Here is a 23479-nt window from a genome sequence, read left to right as displayed (position 1 = left end):
ATAATTGTTATCTAAATAGGTTGGAAGCGATCAATCTCACCCCCGGTCAAGTTTGCGTAGTACAGATTACCATCCTTTCCAGTGGTGATTTGTACAGGCACTCCTAAATTTGGTCTGTCTTCCTGGTCTGATCGGGATTGTCTAATGTGCTATTGGGATTGTTTTTAGGGTTGTTTGGATTGGTTTCTGGTGGATCGTAGGTATACAACAGGTAAACGTAGTTTTTGGGATTTGTGGCTTTGCCATTGAGATATATGCCTCACAATAGTGCTAAAAGTAATTCCATAATCAATGTTCCAGAATTCGGTTTTATATTGAATATTTTCAAAAAAAACTCGTAATAATTTTGGTTGTCAATAGACCCCTGTTCTGCCACTATCCTGTTACAAAAACTTGGTTATTGTATTTGTTATTAGAAAAAAATCTTGCGATGCCTGCGGCGGGCAAAGCGATTGTTCAAGAGCGGTTAATCAAGGAACTTAAAAGTCAGGAAGTCCGTGATATTGTCGATCAAATGTCGTCAGATGACCGAGCTAGGTTATTTGATGAATTACCTGCAAAAGTCGTTAATCGTCTGCTAGAACAACTAAGTCCAGCAGAACGCCAAGCTACAGCCCAACTATTGGGTTATGAAGCTGATACTGCTGGGCGAATCATGACGCTAGAGTTAATCTCGCTGAAAGAAAACTTTACAGTATCTCAAGCTCTAGAGCGAATTCGCAACTTAGCTAATGCTAGTGAGATGATTTATTATCTTTATGTCATGGATGCGGAAAGGCGCTTAACGGGGATTGTATCGTTGCGGGAGTTGGTGACATCTCAGCCTGAGCAAATTATTGGCGAAATTATGACGCGTGATGTGGTATTTGTCCACACTGATACAGATCAGGAAGAAGTTGCCAGATTAATCCAAAGATATGACTTTCTGGCTGTGCCTGTGGTAGATCGAGAACAGCGTTTAGTAGGTATTGTCACCGTCGATGATGTGATTGATATTCTGCAACAGGAAACCACCGAAGATATCTATGCCTTGGGTGGTGGTGTGCAGTCGGGGGGCGACAACTATTTTCAGATGAATTTACTGGAAATTGCTCGGAAGCGGGTTGTGTGGTTGTTGGTTTTACTTATAACTAATACCATTACAGGAACAATTACAGGACTTACGCACAAGGAATGGAAAATCGAACCACAGAGGACGCAGAGAAGCCAGTGCGCCCTTGCGGTTAAGAGACTTGAAGCAACTGGCGCGACACGGAGGAATAAGAGTTTGAGAGTTTTTTTGCATAAGTCCTAAATTATTAAGTCACAAGAAGACCTTTTGGCAAAAGTGGTAACACTAACAGCGTTTATCCCTTTGCTGACTGGTACTAGTGGTAACGTGGGTGCCCAGTCTTCCACAGTGGTGATTTGTGGGATGAATACTGATGAAATCCGATCGCTTGGCGCATTGCAAGTAATTGGCCGGGAGGCGATGTCTGACGACAAGCCGAAGAAGCGTCTACGCAGGTGCATTATTAGGAGGAATGTTAGGTACGATCGCTACTGTCTGGGCTTATTTTCTGCAAGGACGATTAGAAGTAGCGATCGCTGTCGGCACTAGTCTGGTAGCTATTTCTATTTTAGCTTCTATCTCCGGTTCAGCACTACCGTTTCTATTCCGCTACCTCCGTTTAGATCCGGCATTAATGTCAGCACCATTCATTACTACAGCAGTTGATGTCGTGGGCGTTTTGATTTACTTCAATTTGGCGCGGGTAATTTTAAAGTTATGAAAAGAGTCATTAGTCATTAGTCATTAGTCATTAGTCATTAGTCATTGGTCATTAGTCATTAGTCATTGGTCATTAGTCATTGGTCATTAGTCATTAGTCATTAGTCATTGGTCATTAGTCATTAGTGAAGAATAAAGTCCAAATGACTAACTTTTACAATTCTGATTCCGTATCTGGAGCAACAATTTCGCCAGTACCCAATTGCAGGATCAAGTCTTGCTCAGTAATCAATCCACTAAGTTCTTTTACTTGTAAATTCATGTCTTCACAAGCTTGTCTTAGTTCTCGTGCAAATTTGTTGAGGTCTTGACCATAGCCACATTGATAAGCAGCAGTTTCAATTCCTTGCTTGGCATTTGCTCTAGCACAATCTACTAGTTCCGTGCCATACAGTGGTGTAGGAGATGCCATAGAGGTACTTATTACTTCTTAAATGTTTGCTGCTAGATAGACTATCAATATTATCATATTTACTCATCCCTCCAATGGAAGACCATCAGGGTAGAGTTACAAGTTGAGAGTTAGGAGTTAAAAGTTAACAGTTATAAATTAAGAATATATCGGTTATAACTCCTAACTCCTGTACAAACGCGATTAATCGCGTCTCTACTCCTAACTATTTCACTTAACCATTAACAACATCTCCACCATTGACATGTAACACTTGTCCAGAGACATAAGAAGCATCATCAGAGGCTAAATATACGTAGCTAGGAGCAACTTCTTCTGGTTGTCCGGCTCGTTCCATTGGTACTTGTTTACCAAAAGTTTCAACTTTCTCTTCGGGAAAAGTTGAGGGAATTAAAGGCGTCCAAATTGGCCCTGGCGCGACAGCATTAACGCGAATTCCTTTGGATACTAAATTTTTTGATAAGGAGCGAGTAAAAGCAACGATCGCACCTTTTGTAGAGGAATAATCTAGTAACTGTGGGCTACCTTTATAAGCTGTTACCGATGTGGTATTGACGATAGAACTACCTGCTTGCAAATGCTTGAGTGCAGCTTTAGTCATGAAAAACATTGAGAATATATTAGTGCGGAAAGTTCGCTCTAGTTGTTCTTCGGTGATTTCTTCGATACTTTCTTTCGGATGTTGTTCGGCGGCGTTGTTGATGAGAATATCGAGTTTGCCAAACTCACCAACTGTTTGTTGGATAGCTTGCTGACAAAAAGTTTCATCGCCAATATCGCCTGCAATGGTTACTGCACGACGCCCTTGTTTTTCTACCAATTGTTTTGTTTCTTTGGCATCATCGTGTTCATTGAGGTAAAGAATCGCCACATCTGCACCTTCTTTAGCAAATGCGATCGCTACAGCACGACCAATACCACTATCTGCGCCCGTAATCAATGCTACTTTATCTTGTAACTTGCCACTACCACGATATTGGGCATCATCTGCCTTGGGTTTTGGCGTCATTTCTGATTCCACACCTGGTGTTTCTTGCTGCTGTGGCGGTTGTAATTTTTGCTCTTTTTGCTCTTTTGATTTAGCCATAGGTTTTGTCTCGGTAATTTAATATTGTATGTAATTGGATGTTGGGAAAAGCCGTTTCCAGTCTCTAGTCCCCATTTCAAAAATAAACCTTGGATCGAAACTTCAACCCAAGGTTTATTTTTTGCTTTGGCTCCCACTAGCCATTTGCAATTTTAGACGTTTATACCTCAGATACTTATCACACGTACTTATTGCTGGCAATTGTACGCGGCTTACATTATTTATCCTCACACCTGACACACGCTATTCACCTGACCACCAAAAACAAGGATACAATTTTCATCCGATGAAGCATTGCTTCTTTTTATCTGCTCTTAAGTTAACTATTATTGTGCTGTACTTTATCGCTCCATAGAGGTAAAATAAACTGAAATTTGCTCAACCTTAAGACGTAAAATAAATTAAATAAATAAGAGTTACTAAATTAGTTTATTATTTATTTAGGGTGATATCTGCATAGCTGGCTTCTTGCAAAAGTATCTGACAACTAGTCTTTAAACTAATAACCCAAAAGCCTGCGTGGTGCGCTACATTGAGATCATTAGAGGGTAGGGGTTATGGCAATACTAAATATTTCTGAGTCAGAGCAGGTTGAAAAGTTTCACCAGTTACAATTAACCCTGAGCGATCGCTGGAAAACAAGCGAGTCATTTGACAATAATGAAGCGGATATTTTAATTATTCCCTCCCTGAGTATCGACCAGCGCGAACTCCAAAAGATCGAAGGCTGCGAGCATTATGAAGAAAGATTACTATTTTCCTTAATTCGGTTGCAGAATCCCCGGACTCGGCTGATTTATGTAACATCAGTACCGTTGCATCCTAGTATCATTGATTATTATCTGCAACTGTTGCCAGGAATTCCCTTTTCTCATGCTCGCAACCGTTTGCTGCTACTTTCTACTTACGATTCCTCGCTTAAGCCTCTGAGTCAAAAGATTTTAGAACGCCCCCGCCTGCTAAAGCGGATTCATCAAGCTTTGAGGCTAGATAAATCATTTATGATTTGCTACAACTCTTCGCACTGGGAAGGCGAATTGTCTGTAAAATTGGGTGTACCTCTGTATGCTGCCGCACCAGATTTACAGATTTGGGGGACAAAAAGTGGCAGTCGGCAAATCTTCAAGGAAAGCGGAGTACCGCATCCAGATGGCAGCGAAAAAATTTGGAACCACACAGATTTAGCAGAAGCTACGGGTGATTTATGGGAACGGCAACCGACATTAAAACGGGTAGTAGTCAAACTCAACGAAGGCATTTCTGGAGAAGGGAATGCGCTGCTAGATTTTAGACCGATTGAGAATGTAGCACCGGGTAAAGGGACTCATGCCGAAAGGGTAGCAGCAATTAGCGATCGCTTTTCAACAATGCGCTTTCAAGCAAAGCTTGAGACTTGGGACAATTTTTCGGGAAGAATCCCTGAGTTGGGGGCAATTACCGAAGCATTTGTGGAAGGGGAAATTAAGCGATCGCCCAGCGTCCAAGGACGGATCACACCCACAGGCGAAGTGGAAATTCTTTCAACCCACGACCAAATTCTTGGAGGCCCAGACGGTCAGATTTATCTTGGTTGTAGCTTTCCGGCTGATGAAAGATATCGATTGCAATTACAGCAATTGGGACTACAAGTTGGCAGAAAGTTAGCAGAGAAAGGCACTTTAGAGCGATTTGGCGTAGATTTTATCGCCGTTGACAAGGGTAACGGAGAGTGGGATATTCAGGCGATCGAAATTAACCTGCGTAAAGGCGGTACAACTCATCCATTCATGACCTTGAAATTATTAACGAACGGTCGCTATGACCTTTCCACGGGTTTATTTTATAGTCAGCAAGGTCGTCCAAAATATTACATTGCCACTGATAATCTGCAAAAAGAGCGCTATCAAGGATTATTACCTAATGATTTGATGGATATCATTGCCGATCACAGACTGCATTTTGACAGTGGTACTGAAACGGGTACAGTGTTTCATCTTATGGGGTGCCTTTCGCAGTTTGGCAAGTTGGGATTAACCAGTATCGGAGATTCCCCGCAACAAGCACAAGATATTTATAACAAAGTCGTGAAAGTTCTGGATGAAGAAACCCGCAGCAATAATCATAATTTCTCGGAGTTTTCAGATTATTCCTTTCCCGTGGCTTGGGATGAATATAGTTAAATCAACTAGCGATCGCCATCCAAGTCCTCAGGCATTAGCCGAATAATTTCCACTTAAGTGGATAGCGATCGCCGCTAAACATCTGGTCAAATTAATTATGCGTTGCCCTAAATCCTTGGTAGGTACAATTCATGAATTGTGCCTACGTCATTTTTACTCCTATGTCTAATATCATGTCCGCCTAATTAGTTATAATTCCCGCTTCTATGCAAAACACCGGAAAATCCTCTTTCCCCCTGCTCCCTGCTCCCTGCCCCCTGCGCTCTTAATGATAAGTCTTTAACCGGACACGATATAATAGACAGATTGTATAATTTGACAATTGACTAAGCAACCTGTAATGGTCGTGTAGGAAGCATCCTGGGTTCTGGTAGTGGCTTCCCCTCTTCTTGAAGCATCTCAACAAACGCCTCAATCACTTCTTGCCCATTTTTAGCGGCTTCTTCGTAGGTTTTGCCATGTGTATGAAACTCCTGCCAGGGGAACTCAGGCAAATGCACTAGGAAGAGTTGATCGTTCTCTGACCATTGAATCACCATGCTGTAGTGATAGCTCATCTATTATTCACCTTCGTCGTTTTCAAAGTCTTCCAAGCTTTTGAGTACCCGTTGAATGTTCTTCTCCAAATATAGCGGAGCATCATCTCCGTCCTTCCCTGGAATGGTGAGAGGTTCTTCAGGTAGCAACGGATGTTTCCAATACGTATGACTTCCTTTTCCTCGACCTGGCTGAAGAATGTATCCAGCTTTTGCTACCATTGCCTTCAGTTCTCTAATTTTCTTGGGCATTGGTTTTCACGGTTTACCAGTTCAAGCTTACTATAAGTTCAGCGATCGCTTGATCTTCTAGGTTGGTTATTATCCAAATGTCACCTGATCTCGAAGCACATCCACAACCTTCCCAACTTGCAAAACCAAATATCCCAGTAATTTATCCAAAAAATTGAGAATGCGGCGACATATTCCATCACCTTTTGGAACTTTAGGGAAAAGTGCGACGCCCAATAGCCCATCGGAGATATCGTTTTGATGTTTCTCTTGATGTGGCACTCACCAGGTGTGGTATTTAATAGGACTTACGCAAAAACCCTCTCAAACTCTCATTCCTCCGTGACGCGCCAGTTGCTTCTCCCTACAGCCCTTCTCAAGACAGGAGACGCTGTGTTTCGACTCCGCTCAACATAAAGAAAGCGTTCGGGCATCCTACGGCAGGCGCTAGCCTCTCACGAATGGGATTCGGGGAGACGCGCAAGGGACAAGTCTCTTAACCGCAAGGGCGCACTGGCTTCTCTGTGGTTCGTTTTCCGTTACCCGTGCGTAAGTCCTATTTAAGTTAGCACAACTTGAAGCGTTTCTTGCCAATCTAACTGCAACTTTGAGTGAGCATTACCGCTATTAATGGCAATTTCTACCCAGCCGTGACTGCCAACTAAAGCTATTATCTCTCCCACGTTGACATCACTGTAAGTTTCACAGCCTGGTATACTCAACCCCGCAGCTTGCACACACCAAGTTTTGCCTTGTACGTAACTTCCTGCAATGTTGCTCACTAAGTTGCCAAAGTGGTCAATATATTGAATGCAACCCACTACACCAGTGGTTGTTTGCTTGCACTCGCCTATATCCAGTTTTACCAAACTTGCTGGATCAATTTCTTGTCCTAGCTGTTTGAGAGGGACACCACTAGCAAGACTAGCTCCCACTGGTGCAAAGATATCTCTACCGTGAAAAGTCTTGCTTGGTTGAGGAGTTCGCCAATAGTTAAAATTTGTAAGTTCCACGGCTGCGATCGCCAGACTTTGACTAAGTACCCCGCTAAAGATACCATTATCTGGGCCTACCAGAAACCCTTGAGCAAATTCTACTGCGATCGCTCGTCGCTTGCTTCCCACACCCGGATCTACTACTGCCACATGCACTGTGCCAACTGGGAAATAGGGATAAGCATTCATCAAAGAAAATCTGGCTGCGGCTATGTCTTGCGGCGGAATTTGGTGCGTTAAGTCTACCACCGTCAGTCTGGGGTTGATTTGGGCTATGACACCCTTCATTATGCCTACATAAACATCGCGATCGCCGAAATCGCTCACTAAAGTCACGAGTGGTTGTTGACCTATCTGGTTTTTAGACATATTTTATGTTAAATGTACATTAAGTGGTAATATTCTGTAGCAACAGCTACAAAATATGTGTTATGTTAAGGATGTAAGACATAAAGCAAAAAATTAAAGAGGGTAATCACTATGAATCAAAGTAGACTACAAAGTGTGAGGAAAGCACAAGAAGCTCACAGAGAGAATATTCAAAAAAGCCTAGAGCATCGCTTACAAGTAGCCAGAGCAAAAGGCGACGAACAACTGATTCGTCAACTGGAAGCTGAGATGAGGTATTCGGGCTAAATCAAGTTTTCAATGTTCTTAGTTTGTTGTGTAACCCGCTACGGCGGGTTTTTTTTGTATTTAGGGTGTTTCCTGGCAATTTCGCTCTTAGGGACTTCCAAATAAAAAAATACTCAAAAAACTGGCGAAAAAACTCTCTCCTCCTTATTCCTCTGTGTCGCGCCAGTTGCTGTCATAGCGGGAACGCTAAGAGCGAACAAGTCGGGGAACCCGCAAGGGCGCACTGGCTTCTCTGTGTCTGGAGTGGTAGCCGGAGGGCAAGCCCTCCGGCTTGGTGCAGTCGCTCATGGGGGAAACCCCCAGACGCTCGATGACTCGCTCATAGCGTTGCCATGCCGTTGGCGCAGCCTAAGAAGAGAAGGCTTTACGGCTGCGCTATCCGCGGCATCGTCTCCCCTTGGGAGAAGACTGCGCTGCTTCACCGCTTTGCGTCTACGTTTATTTGGATAATTTATTTCTTGGAAATCCCTTACAGCGTTTTCAATTAATTGAATTACCCCACTCCCAATACGGTTCGGATAAGGTTTTTTGATGACACGCCGCTAATCGCAAAGACGCGATAAATCGCCGTCTTTACAATAATCAGTCCTTTGTCTTGACGGCGATTTATCGCGTCTCTTGCCTTAACCGAACCGTATTGACCCCACTCCCCACTCCCTATTCCCCATTCCCCATCCCCCACCCTCACACTTCCGGTTCAACACCCAAGGCTCGTAACTGTCTCTAGTGAACTAAGACTTTGGTTTATAAGTCGAAGCAACGTGCAATTCTTTCAACTGTTTACCATCTACACTCGAAGGTGCATCTGTTAACAAACAACGTGCTTGTTGTGTTTTCGGAAAAGCAATGACATCTCGAATAGATTCTTCTCCAGCTAGCAACATCACCAAACGATCTAAACCGTAGGCAATGCCACCATGCGGTGGTGTACCATATTCAAATGCTTCTAAAAGAAAGCCAAATTTACTTTGTGCTTCTTCAGGAGATAAACCGATCGCTTCAAACACTTGCTGTTGAATTTCTCGCTGATAAATCCGCAGACTTCCGCCGCCAACTTCTACGCCGTTGAGTACCAAGTCGTAAGCTTGGGCGCGTGCAGTCTTTAAGTCGCTCAAATCATCAGGATGTGGTGCTGTAAACGGGTGGTGGAGTGCTTCTAGACGCTTTTCGTCAGCATTCCACTCGAACATCGGGAAATCCGTAATCCACAGCAAGTTGATTTTTTCTGGATCGATTAAGCCAAATTCTCTAGCGATCGCTTGTCGTAATCTATCTAATGTCTTATTAACTGTAGCAGCATCACCAGCCCCAAACAATAGCAAATGTCCAGCTTTTGCACCTGTACGGCGTAAAATTTCTTGTTTTTGTTCCTCGCTGAGGTTGTCTTTAATCGCGCCAATGGTGTCAATTTCGCCATCATCCCTGACGCGGATATAAGCTAAACCTTTAGCACCGGCTTCACTGGCTTCTTTAAATAAATCACCGCCTGGTTTAATGCGGACATTAGAAATTACATCGTTACCGTTGGGAATGGGCAGGATTTTGACGATACCACCATTTGTAACAGTGTCCCGAAAGACTTTGAAACCAGAGTCTTTCACAACATCTGAGACATCGACTAATTCCAAACCATAGCGTGTATCTGGTTTATCACTACCGTAGCGTTCCATCCCCTCAGCGTAAGTGAGGCGGGGGAAAGGACGCTGTAACTCAATTCCTTTAACCGTTTTGAAGATATGGCAAACTAAGTTTTCATTCAGTTCGATAATTTCTTCTTGGGACATGAAGCTCATTTCCATGTCCAACTGGGTAAATTCTGGTTGCCTGTCGGCGCGTAAATCTTCGTCACGAAAGCAACGCGCAATCTGATAATATCTATCTAAGCCGGATACCATCAGCAATTGTTTAAATAGCTGGGGTGATTGCGGCAAAGCATACCACTCACCAGGATTGACGCGACTGGGTAGAACATAATCCCGCGCCCCTTCTGGGGTTGAACGGGTAAGTATTGGGGTTTCGACTTCGATAAAACCTTCCAAATCTTCCAAATAACGACGCATGGCTTTGACAATTTGATGACGCAGTTGCAAATTTTGCGCCATGCGTTCGCGTCGCAAATCCAAATAGCGATATTTCAGCCGCAAGTCTTCCCGCACTGTCTCGGTGTCAGCTACAGAAACTTGGAAAGGTAACTGTTTGCGAACAGCATTCAGGAGTTGAATTTTATCGGCGTAGATTTCTACCTCGCCTGTTGGGATGCGGCTATTCAGCGATTCATCGGGACGTTGTGTTACCCTACCAGTGATTTCCACAACATATTCATTTCGCAGGGCGTTCGCCTGTTCGTAAGAATCTGGGGTGCGTTGCGGATCGCTGACGATTTGGACAATTCCAGAGCGATCGCGTAAATCTAAAAATATCACACCACCGTGATCGCGGCGACGGTCTATCCATCCGTAAAAGGTAACAGTTTCTCCAATATGTTCTTTTCGGAGTTCGCCGCAATAGTGAGTTCGCATAAGTGTTAGTTATTGTTTCCGGGGCTAGATTGGCAAGCAAATGTCAAAGCTTTCCCATTATCTAGCATCAATAGTAATTGTAGTAATAAACATACAATAATCTCACGCCAATTTGGCAAAGGTCGATTGGGGGAGTGGGTGAGACGCAAAAGCTCAAAGAAGACGCGATCGGGCAAAGAAATTATCAGATCCTCTCACCGTGTCCTGGCACCACCATGTTTTCCCACAAGTGTCAACAAAAGCCTAGAAATAGCTTAACTGTTGGCTTCCTCGCCCGCCTCGAACTAAAGTTCTTTGGCTTTTAGCTAAAGTCTACTGAAGTAGACTAAAGATTTTTGGCTATATTTAGTCATCAAAAGAAGACTTTCGCTAAAAGCCAAGGAACTTCAGTTCCTTGCGGGACATGACTTTTACGTTAAGTTGACACTAATGCCATGTTTCCCGTAATATAATGTTTCCATTTTTACAATAATTCTTTTGTGTAACTTAACTATGGAACACAACTGATAACTTTTAACATTTTTGAGGGGTTTAAGTCCCTCGCTTCTAACAGCGACAAGTTTTGTGGTGGAGTTAAATAATTCGTAATGACGCTCCTGCGTCACTAACGCTGCGCTAACGTAATTCGTAATTCGTAAATTTTGTTTTGTAATGGGGATTTAACCCCAACACAAAACTTGCGTGATTTTTGAACCGGGGGACTTAAACCCACAGAACTAGTTAAAATCCCCAGACGCTCTCTACGAGACGCTGCGCGTAGCTTGCTTCTCTATAAGAGTACGCGGACTCGCTAACGCAACTCTTGGAGACGCTAATGCAAAACAAAATTTCCGAATTACGAATTACGAATTACGAATTACGAATTATTCAATCACTGTCTCCATAAAAATCTTCATCTAATAACTGTTCTATCAGAAAAGGGCAATCGAGAGGATATTCTGTGTCCGTTGGTTTTCTCACTCCTAATTTAGCTTTTTTACTTTCTTTGATTGCCAGTTTGCGAGCATCAATATAGGTTTGAGAAATAACTTCAGTAATATAGTTTTTGAAAGAAGGATTTTCTTCCAAATCCTTTTTTACTCGAAAACGATGTTCTGTAACAGAACTATACCAGCTTCCTTTCATCATCTCAGGAGCATCAGATTGAACGGTTAACTTGAGTAAATGAGCAATCAAGATTGTTAAATTACTCATAAATGACCGTTTTTCTGACTTTCCCATGTCTTCTAATTCTATAAGCAAATGCTCCCAATCTATGTCATTAAAACGATGTTCTTTAATTTGCTCAATAATGCTTTCTCGCCAAAGATTAAAATCTTGTTCATACAGTTGATTGTTCATATAGCAGTTCTCGTTTACGTGAGGTACACCCGTAGGGGCACGGCACTGCCCATTGGTGTCAACTTAAGTCAGAAAGCTCATTCCACAGTCATTTTACCCCACCCCTTAATCCCCTCCCCGTGAACGGGGAGGGGAGATTTTGTCGTTAGACAAAAGCGGGGTGGGGTGACGACGGCTTAATTAGTAATTGAGTGGACTTGATATAACGTCATTGCAAGGGTTTCACGTTAAGTTGACACCAATGGGCACTGCCGTGCCCTTACACATCGTGATGTAATATTGTACAGATAGAACGATTTACCAGCCTTGGAGAAATTGCTGGGGAAGAAGTTTTGAGTGAGTTGTTTACTTTGTATTCAGAACCAGTGATTCGGCTGAATTCGGTCAAAATATTAAGTTGACAAGCACAACTTGATAGCGCATACTTTGCTTGGCCTAGAAAAGCATATCTTTAATTTAACTCTTCTGTAAGTTGTGGAACCGCTCCCATAAGTTCGGCAACCGCTCCCGTAAGTTGTGGAACCGCTCCCGTAAGTTCGGGAACCACTCCCATAAGTTCGGGAACCACTCCCATAAGTTCGGGAACCACTCCCATAAGTTCGGGAACCACTCCCATAAGTTCGGGAACTGCTCCCATAAGTTCGGGAACCGCTCCCGTGAACCCGAAGACCGCTCCCGTGAACCCGAAGACCGCTCCCGTGAACCCGAAGACCGCTCCCGTGAACCCGAAGACCGCTCCCGTGAACCCGAAGACCGCTACAGTTGCAATATTTATAACTACAGCTTAAATATGGTGTGCAGCAAGTCGTTGGAATGCCGACGGCGCTGGAATATCTACGAGGTGCTTGCGTATTACCTCGGCACACGCACCTGGGCTTAACAACGAGGTATCGACTTCAAGATCATAGATGCCAGGGATGTGGACTTCACGTTGCCATAACTGAACCGGATGTGGCATTAACGAGTAGGCTGCACTTCCCACTTTCCCCCCTGTCTTTTGTCGCCGTTCCATAATGATTTCAATGGGACAACGAACGCCTACGAACAAGACCGGCAATCCGTTCAAACGCCGCGCACTATCGGCCAGAATGCCCCGTGGGATTGCGTAGGCGTCATGGTGTCCGACATCAACCACGACATTCAGACCCAAGCGGCTGTGGGCGGCGATGGACTCATACATGGCGCTGTACAGAATCGGAACAAGGGGTTCGATGTCCTGGCGTTCTCCCCCTGGCCGCAGACCGATCCCAGGCAGGTATCGTGCAGGAGTCATTTGCATAAACCTATCGACACCCAAGTTCATCCACAGACCATCAAATGTCTCCTGGATGACTGCAACAATGCTCGACTTCCCTGATCGCGGGGCACCATTCAGGATGATAATCTGTCCTAGCTCCTGTGTCTGCCCCATGATCACTCCTCAATATATATAGTTAGCAGTTCCACGTTAAAGCTAAAACGTTGAATCGGCAATTGAAAATGCTTCTACCTCAGCTAATGCCTCACGGCTGAGGTAGAGATTTGATTGTGAGTGCAAGCACATTGCAACGAAGACCGCTCCCGTTAAGAGTTAGACCGCTCCCGTTAAGAGTTAGACCGCTCCCGTTAAGAGTTAGACCGCTCCCGTTAAGAGTTAGACCGCTACAGTTGCAATATTGATAGCTACAGCTTAAGTATGGTGACACCAACTTCAATATTGCTGATGACACCTTAAGCATTCAAAGGTAAGGGCGCACAGTTATGCGCCTATACCGCGTATTGCATTCAAAATTTTTGTATTTTCCTTATTTTGCCAAAATCCGAAATATTGCACAGGAAACTTGTATAAAATCTCAGTAATACCAATTCTCTAATATCCGTCACCAAATTCAAACCCCCAAACCCAGATTTAATCTGACTTTCTTAATTACGAATTACGAATTACGAATTACGAATTAGTGATTATGCCGCCAGACTACTCCGGTCAAAATCTCCGAGGTCGCTCTTTTAAAGGTCAAAACCTGACTGGGGCTAACTTTAGCAAGGCAGATATTAGAGGAGCAGATTTTACCAATGCTATTCTCAAAGATGCTAACTTCACAGGTGCTAAAGCTGGACTACAGCGGCGTTGGGTAATTGGGTTGCTCATAGTCTCATGCCTGCTGTCGGCAGTATCAGGGTATTTATCAATCTTCATTGGTGCACCTATATCATATATTCTCGACTTCAAAAACACTGAAAAATTCGTTTTTGGGATAGTCTCCCTGGTTATAGTGGCAGTCTTTTTTATTGTCACTAGCCGCAAAAGTTTAATAGCTGGTTTAGGAGCCGGAGCCGGAGTCGGAGCCGTAGTCGGAGCCGGAGCCATAGTCGGAGCCGTAGTCTTTGCCGGAGCAGGAGCCTTTGCCCTAGCCTTTGGCGGAGGCTTTGCCGGAGCCATAGCCGGAGCCGGAGCCTTTGCCGGAGCCTTTATTGGAGCCGTAGCCGGAGTCGGAGCCGTAGCCGGAGTCATAGCCGGAGCCTTCGCCTTCGCCGTAGCCATAGTCGGAGCCGGAGCCATAGCCGTAGCCAAAGCCTTCGCCTTCGCCATAGGCTTCGCCATAGCCGGAGCCTTTGCCGTAGCCGGAGCCTTTGCCGTAGCCATAGACGTAGCCAAAGCCTTCACCTTCGCCGCAGCCTTGATACTATTTAGCGCTTACATTGGCTGGCGTAGTTTAGCAGGATATGAAAGAGATGCTTGGCTTCGTTCATTCGCTCTTGCATATGCTGCAAAAGGTGGAACCAGCTTCCGCAATGCCGATTTAACCGATGCTGATTTTACTGGCGCAATCCTGAAAAACACAGATTTTAAAAAAGCAAACCTGACACGCACCCGTTTTTATGAAGCAAAAAAACTTGACTTTGCCAGAGTTGACGACACCATATTAACTAAATTAGCTGTTATAAAATTACTCGTCACTGGTAATGGTCGAGGAAAATCTTATGCTGGTGCAAACCTGAAAGGTGCTAACCTGATAGGTGCAGATTTAAAAGAAGCGAATCTAAAAGATGTTGATATTACAGAAGCCACCTTCCAAGGCGCTTGTTTAGAGCGGGCAAACCTAACTTTAGCTCAAGCTGTAGGTACTAACTTCACCAGCGCCCAAATGACAGGTGCTTGTGTCGAAGCGTGGAATATTGAAAGTACAACCAAATTAGATAATATAGATTGTCGCTTTATCTATCTTTTAGAACATCCCAAGCCTGAAACAGATGACCGCGAACGCCGTCCCAGTAGTGGCGAGTTTCAACCAAGAGAATTTACCAAGCTATTTGAAGAAGTTTTAAATACTGTTGATTTAATTTTCCGCAATGGCATAGACTGGAAAGCTTTTGTTCAAGCCTTCCAAACAGTGCAAAACCAAAATGAAGACACAGAGTTAGCCCTACAGAGTATTGAAAATAAAGGCGATGGGGTAGTCGTCGTTAAAGTTGGTGTACCTGTTGATGCCGATAAAGAAAAGATTCATAGCGATTTTACGCAAAATTATCAACTTGCATTGCAAGCTGTAGAAGAAAAATATAAAGCACAATTACAAGCTAAAGATGAGCAAATAGTCGTTTATCGCCAACAAAGTGGAGAGATGGCAGAGATTGTAAAATTATTAGCCAATAAGCCGATTAATCTTCAAGTTGACAATAAAGTTGAGAATAAAAATATGACTAACAGTAATGATGCCAGCCGGAAAATTGAAATTGGTAGTGTTGGCAGAGATTTTAATGCCAGTGGACAAGCTTTAAATTTAGACGATGTTTGAAAAGTCTTCTTGTCGGTATTAAAAGTTCTAGATCCCTCTAAATCCACGCCAGTTGCTCATGGGGGAAACCCCCTTGGCGCTAGCCTCTCCCTTTGGGAGAAGACCGCACTGGTTCCCCGATAAATTGGGGAACTTTGACTCCGGTTCCCCCCTTTTTAAGGCTAGGGGGGATCTAAAAGTGCCTATAGTCACAGTGAAACACTTTTCAAACAACCTCTTAGGTGATATTAGCGGTACGGTAACAAATACCATCAACCAGTTACCAGCGTCTCCCGAACCTGAGAAACCGGGAATTAAGGAACTGTTGACGCAATTGCAAGCAGCAATTGAGGCTGATACAAACTTACCGCAAGAAGATAAAGCTGAGGCATTAGAGCAAGTGAAAGCCTTAGCTGAAGCGGGCAAAAGTCCTCAAGAGGGGGCAATGCAAAAGGCGGCGAAAACGGCTATAAAGATTTTAAAAGGGACAATTTCTAGTTTACCCAGTGGCGCGAAATTGTTTGAAGATTGCAGCAATCTATTGCCGTTGATTTCCAATTTTCTGGGTTTAGGTTGATCCGCCCGTGATTTAAATCGCGGGTTAATTATAGCGCTTTTCGTTTGTATGCAATAGACTTTGACCTCTCTCCTAAGAGGAGCTACGGTGTACACACAAGTCGAATTACCCCCTTAATCCCCCCTTAGAAAGCTACGGTGTACACACAAGTGCTGTCCACATAGGTTTCAACTTTTTTACCTACATTTTGTCAGAGTTAAACTGTCACACTCACCAACATCCCGCCCTGAACTTTAGTTCTGGGCTAATAGCTGAAGTCCACTTAAGTGGACTGAACGATCAATTTAGTCCACTTAAGTGGACTTCAGCTATGAGACTCGGAATTCATTCCGAGGCGGGATAGAAACGCAGTGCGAGATTTTTTAATAAAGATAGACTGCGACAAGACTTGTGTGTACACCGTAGCCTTAGAAAGGGGGGAGACCGGAAATCTAGTTCCCTCCCCTTTATAAGGTCCGGGTTAGGGTGGGGTAAAACCTTGGTTAATCAGCTATTTTAGACTTGTGTGTACACCGTAGCTCCTAAAAGGAGAGAGGCTTTAAATCTTACTCCCCAACCCTAGTAAGGAAGGGGTTGGGGGTTAGGTCTGTATTGTATCAACTGAGAAATCGCACCCCATTCAACTTAGAGAGTAAGGTAAAATTATAAATAAAAGTATTAAGAATTTTAAATAAACTAATCAATGTCCAGCATTACTCTTGACAAAAGTAAATCTCATGTCGTCGTTATCGGTGCGGGAATAGGTGGACTGACTGCTGGAGCATTATTAGCTCATAGAGGTTACAGCGTTTTAATTTTGGATCAAGCCCTCGTACCAGGAGGCTGTGCTTCGACGTTTAAACGGCAGGGATTTACCTTTGATGTGGGCGCAACTCAGGTGGCGGGGTTGGAACCAGGGGGAATTCACCACCGCATTTTCTCAGAATTGTCAATAGATTTACCACAAGCAACGCCTTGTGACCCTGCTTGTGCGGTGTATTTACCTGGGGAAAGCACACCGATTAATGTCTGGCGCGACCAAGAGAAATGGCAAGAGGAACGACAAAAACAGTTTCCTGGTAGCGAACCGTTTTGGCAATTGATGGCAACTTTGTTTAATGCCAGTTGGGAATTTCAAGGACGCGATCCGGTGCTACCACCACGTAATTTATGGGATTTGTGGCAACTAGCGCAAGCTGTGCGTCCTAGTACATTAATTACCGTACCCTTCACTTTGTTTACGGTAGGAGATGCTTTACGGTTATGTGGACTGGGTAATGATCAACGACTGAGAACTTTTTTAGATTTGCAACTAAAGCTATACTCCCAGGTAGATGCAGAACAGACAGCATTACTTTATGCAGCCACAGCGTTGAGTGTATCCCAACTGCCCCAAGGATTGTTTCACCTCCAGGGAAGTATGCAAGTATTAAGCGATCGCCTGGTACAATCCTTAGAAAGAGATGGCGGCAAATTGTTGATGCGCCACACTGTTGAACAAATCAAAGTAGAAAACGGCAAAGCTACTGCTGTAGTTATTAGAAATCAGAAAACTGGCGAAGTCTGGACAGAAGCCGCCGACCACATAGTTACGAATGTCACCGTGCAAAACTTGGTGCAATTATTGGGAGAACAAGCGCCATCTGGATATAAAAACCGCGTGGAAAAACTGCCCCAAGCATCGGGCGCGTTTATGGTGTATTTGGGTGTAGATGCCAGCGCGATTCCGGCTGAATGCCCTCCCCACCTACAATTTATGTACGATGTCAATGGCCCCATTGGCGAGAATAATTCCCTATTTGTTTCTGTTAGTCATCCTGGAGACGGCCGCGCACCGGATGGGAAAGCGACAATTATTGCTTCTTCATTTGTCGATCCTGCACAGTGGTGGCAGACTGATGATTATGAAGGACTAAAAGAAAAGTTTACCCAAGAAGCGATCGCTCATCTTGCCCAATACTTCTATCTCAAACCAGAAACTATTATTCATCAAGAAGCCGCAACACCGCGCACTTTTGCCTATTTTACAGCCCGCGATCGCGGTATAGTTGGCGGTATAGGTCAAAGAATTCCCACCTTTGGCCCCTTTGGGTTCGCCAATCGTACACCCATCCAGCATCTGTGGTTAGTTGGTGACTCCACCCATCCAGGGGAAGGTACTGCTGGGGTGAGTTATTCGGCGCTAACGGTAGTTAGGCAAATTGAAGCCTAAAAATTAGATGCGCTTGTCAATACTGCTCGGTTAAGAATATTCGTAGGTTGGGTTGAGGCTTTGCGAAACCCAACATTTTGCGGGGTTTGTTGGGTTTCGTTCCTCAAACGCCACTTGCTTCAAGTCGGGAAACCCGCCCAACGCAGTGGCTCCCCAACCTACACATTTTTATTTTTCAGGCAAAACCTACGCAGTATTGATGCGCTTGTGCTATCCAGGCTTGCGTGCTGCGAATATCAAAAACAGAGGAATACGCTTTCGTCGCTCATAGGTTTGCACGTCTTGAAAGTGTTTGCGTTGCGGACACGCTTCACGCAAATCCTCAATGATAAATCCATCTGCATTGAGCAGATGAAAATAGTCTTCCACCGTGCGGTGATACTTTTGCACCGTGCCGCCGAGCCAATCCGTAACTCGCAGTCCGGTTGTAAAATAGTTATCGACAATCCAATCTTGGCGGAGCGTCCCAGAAGTCCATCCAGCGTCAGAAGAAGTGATTACAGGATGCTCGACCGAAAAAACAAAGAGTCCCGTAGGTGTGAGTGTGTGGAATATCTGGGTGCAAATTGGTACTAAATCAGCGACATAATGCAGGGAGAGTCGCGCAATAACTAGATCAAATGCTGCGTGTGGATACATCCAGTTCTCAATCGTCTGCTCAATGATCTGACCATCCGTGTCAGCAAGTGTCTTGGTTGCGACGGCAGCCATCTTGTGTGAGCCTTCGATACCAGTGTAGCTCGCAGCGCCGCGATCAAGGAATTCTCGCCCAATCGCCGCATCGCCACACCCCAAATCGAGGATACGTTTACCAGTAATGGGTCGAATGAGATCCATCATCACTGGCTTTTCAAGCGTATCGTTCGGTGTATCTATACGTTGACGATGGCGCATGTAGGTTGCAAAAACCGCCTCATCATCATAGAAATTTGGGCCTGTCTGCTCCATACGTGCTGTTCCTTTACAGTACGCTGATGACATCATTGACATATTAGCAGATCAACAATGAATACAGGTTAGTATGGGGAGCAATTTAACTGTAATTGAAAACTCTGCCTTGATTTAAAGGCAAGTCATACCTGTAACTGATGACAAAGGGGACAGAAAACTGGTGAAATAAAATTAGTATAGCTAATCTGGAGTAATGACAGACAGCGTTTTAATTCTTGGTGGACGGGGGCGGATTGGTAGCACTGTTGCTCAGGATCTCGCTACCCATACGCAGGCACAAATTACGATTACTGGACGTTCTGCGGAGTTTGGGAAGGCTGTTAGCTTGTCTTCGGGAGGACAAGTGCAGTTTTTGGTATTGGACTTGGCAGAAGTTGACAAGTTGCAAGATGCGATCGCAAACTCTAACTTAGTCATCCACTGTGCTGGGCCATTTCACTATCGAGATACTAATGTTCTCGAAACCTGTATTGCTCAAGGCGTTAATTATGTAGATGTCAGTGACCATCGTTCTTATACCAGCAAAGCTCTCAATTTTAGTGAACAAGCTGCTGCTGCTGGTGTGACGGCAATTATTAATACTGGCATTTTTCCTGGTATTTCTAACAGCATGGTACGTCAGGGAGTTGAACAATTTGATCAACCAGAAAAGATTCATTTAAGTTATTTAGTTTCCGGTTCTGGTGGTGCTGGCATTACAGTGATGCGGACAACTTTTCTTGGGTTGCAGTATCCTTTTGAGACTTGGATAGATGGAAAATGGGAGATAATCAAGCCTTATAGTGAAAGAGAAGTAATTGAGTTTCCACCTCCTTATGGACGCACCGGAGTTTACTGGTTTGATATGCCAGAAACCTTTACACTGCCGAAAGCTTTCCCATCAGTAAAAACTGTAATTACTAAGTTTGGCTCTGTTCCCGATTTTTACAATCACCTAACTTGGATTGCGGCACATATTTTTCCCAAGTGGTTAATGCAGCGTCGTTACATGATTGAATTTCTGTCTCATGTCAGCCATTCGATGACAGATGTCACTAATAATTTTACTGGGATTGGTGTAGCAGTTCGTTCAGAAGTTACAGGACAAAAAAATGGTGAAACCGCCGTTTATTGTTCAACTGTAGTGCATGAAAATACAGCCGTAGCTTCTGGTTGCGGCACAGGTAGTATTGCCCAATTATTGTTAGAAGGTAAGCTCAAGAAACCAGGTGTTTTTGCTGTGGAAGAAGCGCTAACAACAGATTTATTTGAAGAGGCAATGCAAAGTCGAGGAATTAAAATTAATCACAGTTGGTTATAGCTTAATACGCTTGGGTTAAGCACACTGATACCGCAAGGCGGAAGTCAAAAGTTTTGTATATCAAGGCTTTTGCTTATTTCAAATGGTAGCTTGATTTACGCCGCGCTGTACTAGGTGAGAATTTCATCCGATTTTAGGAAATATTCAGATACAGAGGTAGGGACGTACATTTGTACGCCCCTACTAGAGGTAAAAATTAATATACCTTGCGGTAGAAGTAAAAACTGTACCTAAACATTTAGGATGCCTGTGAGCCTGAAATATTGAATATATTTATACATGACCAAAGAGGCGGAGGGGCAGGGGGCAGGGAGCAGGGGGGAGCAAGCCCTGCCCTGGAGCCGTGGAGTGGAGCGGAACATGGGTATCAAGCCCCGTCCTTCTTTGTCCGCTCTGGATTGGTCGGAGTACAAGCTCCGTCCAATCCTCCCCCCTGCTCCCTGCTCCCTGCTCCCCTGCCTCCGGCATTGACCAAGGCTTATAACAGAACAACAGGAGGAGTTTTTCGTGCAAAAAATTTTATTAACTTTAAAACAAGCATTACGTTCAAGCTTTTTGGTTATTGGTTTAATAATTTTCATTAGCTTGTCAGGTTCTTTAATTTTCGTTCAGCAAGCTAGTTATGCAACTACTCTTGAAGAATTAAAGCTAGTACCGCCAGACTATAAACCAAATTCTGAAGAAAAAATTAATCGTGCTAACGAATTTGACCCTGGTGTTGGCGTTCAAGAAGAAGAACGACAAGAAGCTTATGAGCAAGCAATAAAAGATTCAAAAAACCTTAATACTATAGAGAAGACTTACGAAAGGAATTTGAAGGCTGAACAAGAACAAAATCCCCCAGAAAGTTTTGGTGAGAAAGCGAAAGAAGTTATTGAAAAGGTGACAGGTAAATAGGAAATATATGCCTAACCCCCAACCCCTTCCTTACTAGCGTTGGGGAGTAAGATTCAAAGCTCTCTCCGGTTTTGAGTTACAGGTTTAGAAAATTAAATTGTAAGGTGTGTTATCGCTGAGAGTACGGCATCTTCAACAATAGACCTTTTGCATAAATCAAACAATTTGAACCCCAAAGAGTCAAAGCTACGCTTTGTCTCCCCTCCTGCTTGCGGGGAGGGGTTGCGGTCATTGGTGTCAACTTAAGCTAAAAATAGCAAAACTTTCGGCTTGACTCAACCGCCTAGAACTAAAGTTCTTTGGCTTTTAGCTAAAGTCTACTGAAGTAGACTAAAGATTTTTGGCTATATTTAGTCATCAACAGAAGACTTTCGCTAAAAGCCAAGGAACTTCAGTTCCTTGCGGGACATAGCTTTTACGTTAAGTTTACACCTATGGGTTGCGGTGGGGTGCTAGGTTAGGGACTTTTGCAAGGAAAAGTCAAGCAATAATCCAATCAGATTTACAAATCGTTGGGGTGGGGTGCTAGGTTAGGGACTTTTGCAAGAGGTCTAATTTAAGGTGCGTTAGCCTTTGACATAACACACCCTACAAAAAAAAATTGTTTTTACTCAAATTCATCTATTGTGGCGGGAGGAGTAGCGTTTCTCTGATTAGCAATATTGCGCTCATACAACTTCATTAATGGAGTTGCACTAATGCCATGTATAATCACAGAAGCTACAATCGTAGTGTAAGTTATCCAAGCAATTTGTTCAGCAGGTTCACCTTTTAAGCCATGACCAAACGCATAGGCGAGATAATATAAAGAGCCGACACCGCGAATACCAAACCATCCAATCAACCACCTAGTTCCTGGATGAAAGGTTCGGCGGTGTGAGTCTACAGGACGTTTGCCTATTGTGCTAATCCAAACTCCTACAGGTCGGATTATAAAGAATAATAAAATTATCACTAATAAAGATTGCGTAGCATAGTTGAGCATTGGCTGGAATAATAATATTGAACCCAATAGTAAAATTGTCCCAACTTCCAGCAGCTTTTCAACTTTTTCAACAAATTCCAATTGTGCTAGCGGTTTTTGATGATTTTTGTAACTGCGTTGAACAACTAACCCAGCAACAAATACTGCTAAAAATCCATAGCCATTCACCATTTCTGTTAAGGAATAAGTTATTAGAATTGTGCTGATAGCAATAAAGTCTTCCATCAACTGATCGGCACGACGGCGTTTTTGAAGTTTTTGTTCAATCCAAATTAAAGATTTTGCAACAACAATTCCCATAACAATGCCAGCTGCGATCGCCCAAATTAAATCAACCGCAATCCACTGTTTAAACCAGTTATCCCAGTTATCATCTTTTAATGCATGAAGGCCAAAATAAACGAAGGGAAAAGCTAAAGCATCATTTAACCCACCTTCAGAAGTTAAACCAAACCTCAACTCATCTTGGTCATTTGTATCGGTCAGTTGTACCTCTGATGCTAATACTGGATCGGTAGGTGCAAGAATTGCTCCTAATAAAATCGCTTCTGCCCAATTCATCCCTAAAAACAATTTACCCACAACAGCCAGAGCCAAAATTGAAATTGGCATCAGAAATACAATCAATCGGGCTGTAATATCCCAAGCCCCCAAGCTTAGAGGACGAACAATTTTTAAGCCGCAGCCAAACACAGAAATAATTACTACAAGTTCTGTTATTTTTTGCAGCACTTCGGCATTAAAAACTTCATCTCGACGTAATTGAATCAGCCCAAAGACGTAAGGGCCTAGCAAAATACCAACTACTAGATAGATAAGGGCAAAAGAAAGAGGTAAACGAGCAATCCAACCTGACCCTAATGTGACCATCAGCAGAAGTAGACCAATCACAAATAAGTTAATAATATAGATATCTACCATATAGCGATTTATATACAAATTAGGCGTTACTTTGTAAGCATAGTTGTAATAGCTTGATCTTAGAAGTTACCTATGGGAAGATTTTCTTGAATTGGGGATTGGGGATTCACACCCGCTACCAAATTTGAGAAGAAGGGAATAAATAAATGTGGCGTTGGCTTTGCCCACCGTAGGCATCCCGCTTTGATTATTCGCGTCTGGATTAAAACACAGCC

At 43.6% G+C, this 23479-nt stretch carries 18 protein-coding genes and 3 pseudogenes; 9 read left to right on the top strand and 12 right to left on the bottom strand.

Annotation, left to right across the window (positions count from 1 at the left end; genetic code table 11):
- Positions 1-379: 379 nt before the first annotated feature.
- Both mgtE and LC653_RS16695 read left to right on the top strand, forming a co-directional pair.
- Positions 380-1150, top strand: a pseudogene (gene mgtE / locus LC653_RS16700) (magnesium transporter); the annotation flags it as partial.
- 144 nt (positions 1151-1294) lie between these two features.
- Positions 1295-1772, top strand: a pseudogene (locus LC653_RS16695) (magnesium transporter); the annotation flags it as partial.
- A gap of 153 nt (positions 1773-1925) precedes the next feature.
- Here the strand turns inward: LC653_RS16695 and LC653_RS16690 are convergent.
- Both LC653_RS16690 and LC653_RS16685 read right to left on the bottom strand, forming a co-directional pair.
- Positions 1926-2183 carry a hypothetical protein gene (locus LC653_RS16690; protein ID WP_229495527.1) on the bottom strand — a complete coding sequence of 86 codons (258 nt, stop codon included), beginning with the start codon at positions 2181-2183 and terminating at the stop codon, positions 1926-1928.
- 214 nt (positions 2184-2397) lie between these two features.
- A complete protein-coding gene (locus LC653_RS16685) occupies positions 2398-3270 on the bottom strand; it encodes an SDR family oxidoreductase (RefSeq protein WP_229495526.1) in 873 nt (290 codons plus the stop codon).
- A 557-nt stretch (positions 3271-3827) separates the two neighbouring features.
- On the opposite strand from LC653_RS16685, the gene LC653_RS16680 reads away from it, so the two are divergent.
- Entirely contained in the window at positions 3828-5429 is a 1602-nt protein-coding gene (locus LC653_RS16680) for a peptide ligase PGM1-related protein (protein ID WP_229495525.1), read from the top strand.
- A gap of 326 nt (positions 5430-5755) precedes the next feature.
- Here the strand turns inward: LC653_RS16680 and LC653_RS16675 are convergent, their stop codons facing one another.
- From LC653_RS16675 to LC653_RS16660, 4 genes are all read right to left on the bottom strand, one after another.
- Positions 5756-5986 carry a type II toxin-antitoxin system HicB family antitoxin gene (locus LC653_RS16675; protein ID WP_229495524.1) on the bottom strand — a complete coding sequence of 77 codons (231 nt, stop codon included), beginning with the start codon at positions 5984-5986 and terminating at the stop codon, positions 5756-5758.
- Between the two features lie 3 nt (positions 5987-5989).
- On the bottom strand, positions 5990-6217 hold the full coding sequence (locus LC653_RS16670; protein ID WP_118167716.1) for a type II toxin-antitoxin system HicA family toxin: 228 nt from the start codon (positions 6215-6217) through the stop codon (positions 5990-5992).
- Between the two features lie 69 nt (positions 6218-6286).
- Positions 6287-6478, bottom strand: a complete 192-nt coding sequence (locus LC653_RS16665; protein ID WP_229495523.1) for a hypothetical protein — start codon at positions 6476-6478, stop codon at positions 6287-6289.
- Positions 6479-6756: 278 nt separating this feature from the next.
- Positions 6757-7560, bottom strand: a complete 804-nt coding sequence (locus LC653_RS16660) for an SAM hydrolase/SAM-dependent halogenase family protein (RefSeq protein WP_229495522.1) — start codon at positions 7558-7560, stop codon at positions 6757-6759.
- Between the two features lie 111 nt (positions 7561-7671).
- Here LC653_RS16660 and pirA point away from each other — a divergent pair, with 111 nt between their 5' ends.
- Complete coding sequence (pirA, locus tag LC653_RS16655; RefSeq protein ID WP_229495521.1) at positions 7672-7827, top strand: arginine synthesis PII-interacting regulator PirA; 156 nt, start codon at positions 7672-7674, stop codon at positions 7825-7827.
- A gap of 731 nt (positions 7828-8558) precedes the next feature.
- Here pirA and aspS read toward each other — a convergent pair.
- The 4 genes from aspS to LC653_RS16635 all read right to left on the bottom strand — a co-directional run bounded on the left by aspS (position 8559) and on the right by LC653_RS16635 (position 13098).
- Positions 8559-10346, bottom strand: coding sequence for an aspartate--tRNA ligase (gene aspS, locus LC653_RS16650; RefSeq protein WP_229495520.1), 1788 nt, complete (start codon positions 10344-10346; stop codon positions 8559-8561).
- Positions 10347-11213: 867 nt separating this feature from the next.
- Complete coding sequence (locus LC653_RS16645) at positions 11214-11687, bottom strand: DUF29 domain-containing protein (protein ID WP_229495519.1); 474 nt, start codon at positions 11685-11687, stop codon at positions 11214-11216.
- Between the two features lie 451 nt (positions 11688-12138).
- Positions 12139-12324 (bottom strand): hypothetical protein, encoded by a 186-nt coding sequence (locus LC653_RS16640; protein WP_229495518.1) that lies wholly within the window; start codon positions 12322-12324, stop codon positions 12139-12141.
- A gap of 147 nt (positions 12325-12471) precedes the next feature.
- Complete coding sequence (locus LC653_RS16635; protein ID WP_229495517.1) at positions 12472-13098, bottom strand: chloramphenicol phosphotransferase CPT family protein; 627 nt, start codon at positions 13096-13098, stop codon at positions 12472-12474.
- Positions 13099-13630: 532 nt separating this feature from the next.
- Between LC653_RS16635 and LC653_RS16630 the strand changes: the two genes are divergently transcribed.
- The 3 genes and pseudogenes from LC653_RS16630 to crtD all read left to right on the top strand — a co-directional run bounded on the left by LC653_RS16630 (position 13631) and on the right by crtD (position 18210).
- Positions 13631-15463: a pentapeptide repeat-containing protein gene (locus tag LC653_RS16630; protein ID WP_229495516.1), complete on the top strand. Its 1833-nt coding sequence runs from the start codon at positions 13631-13633 to the stop codon at positions 15461-15463.
- 223 nt (positions 15464-15686) lie between these two features.
- Positions 15687-16019, top strand: a pseudogene (locus LC653_RS16625) (hypothetical protein); the annotation flags it as partial.
- Positions 16020-16701: 682 nt separating this feature from the next.
- Positions 16702-18210: a C-3',4' desaturase CrtD gene (gene crtD / locus LC653_RS16620; RefSeq protein WP_229495515.1), complete on the top strand. Its 1509-nt coding sequence runs from the start codon at positions 16702-16704 to the stop codon at positions 18208-18210.
- A 210-nt stretch (positions 18211-18420) separates the two neighbouring features.
- Here the strand turns inward: crtD and LC653_RS16615 are convergent, their stop codons facing one another.
- Positions 18421-19158 (bottom strand): class I SAM-dependent DNA methyltransferase, encoded by a 738-nt coding sequence (locus LC653_RS16615; protein ID WP_229495514.1) that lies wholly within the window; start codon positions 19156-19158, stop codon positions 18421-18423.
- Between the two features lie 196 nt (positions 19159-19354).
- Between LC653_RS16615 and LC653_RS16610 the strand changes: the two genes are divergently transcribed.
- Together LC653_RS16610 and LC653_RS16605 are read left to right on the top strand one after the other, a co-directional pair.
- Entirely contained in the window at positions 19355-20461 is a 1107-nt protein-coding gene (locus LC653_RS16610; RefSeq protein ID WP_229495513.1) for a saccharopine dehydrogenase family protein, read from the top strand.
- A 507-nt stretch (positions 20462-20968) separates the two neighbouring features.
- Positions 20969-21358, top strand: a complete 390-nt coding sequence (locus LC653_RS16605) for a hypothetical protein (RefSeq protein WP_229495512.1) — start codon at positions 20969-20971, stop codon at positions 21356-21358.
- Positions 21359-21965: 607 nt separating this feature from the next.
- Here the strand turns inward: LC653_RS16605 and LC653_RS16600 are convergent.
- On the bottom strand, positions 21966-23264 hold the full coding sequence (locus LC653_RS16600; RefSeq protein ID WP_229495511.1) for a cation:proton antiporter: 1299 nt from the start codon (positions 23262-23264) through the stop codon (positions 21966-21968).
- Positions 23265-23479 lie beyond the last annotated feature (215 nt).

This window comes from Nostoc mirabile CHAB5784 (assembly GCF_020829645.1).
GTDB classification, from domain to species: domain Bacteria; phylum Cyanobacteriota; class Cyanobacteriia; order Cyanobacteriales; family Nostocaceae; genus Nostoc; species Nostoc mirabile.
Note: the sequence above shows the minus strand (reverse complement) of the source record. Positions and strands in the feature narration are given on the sequence as shown.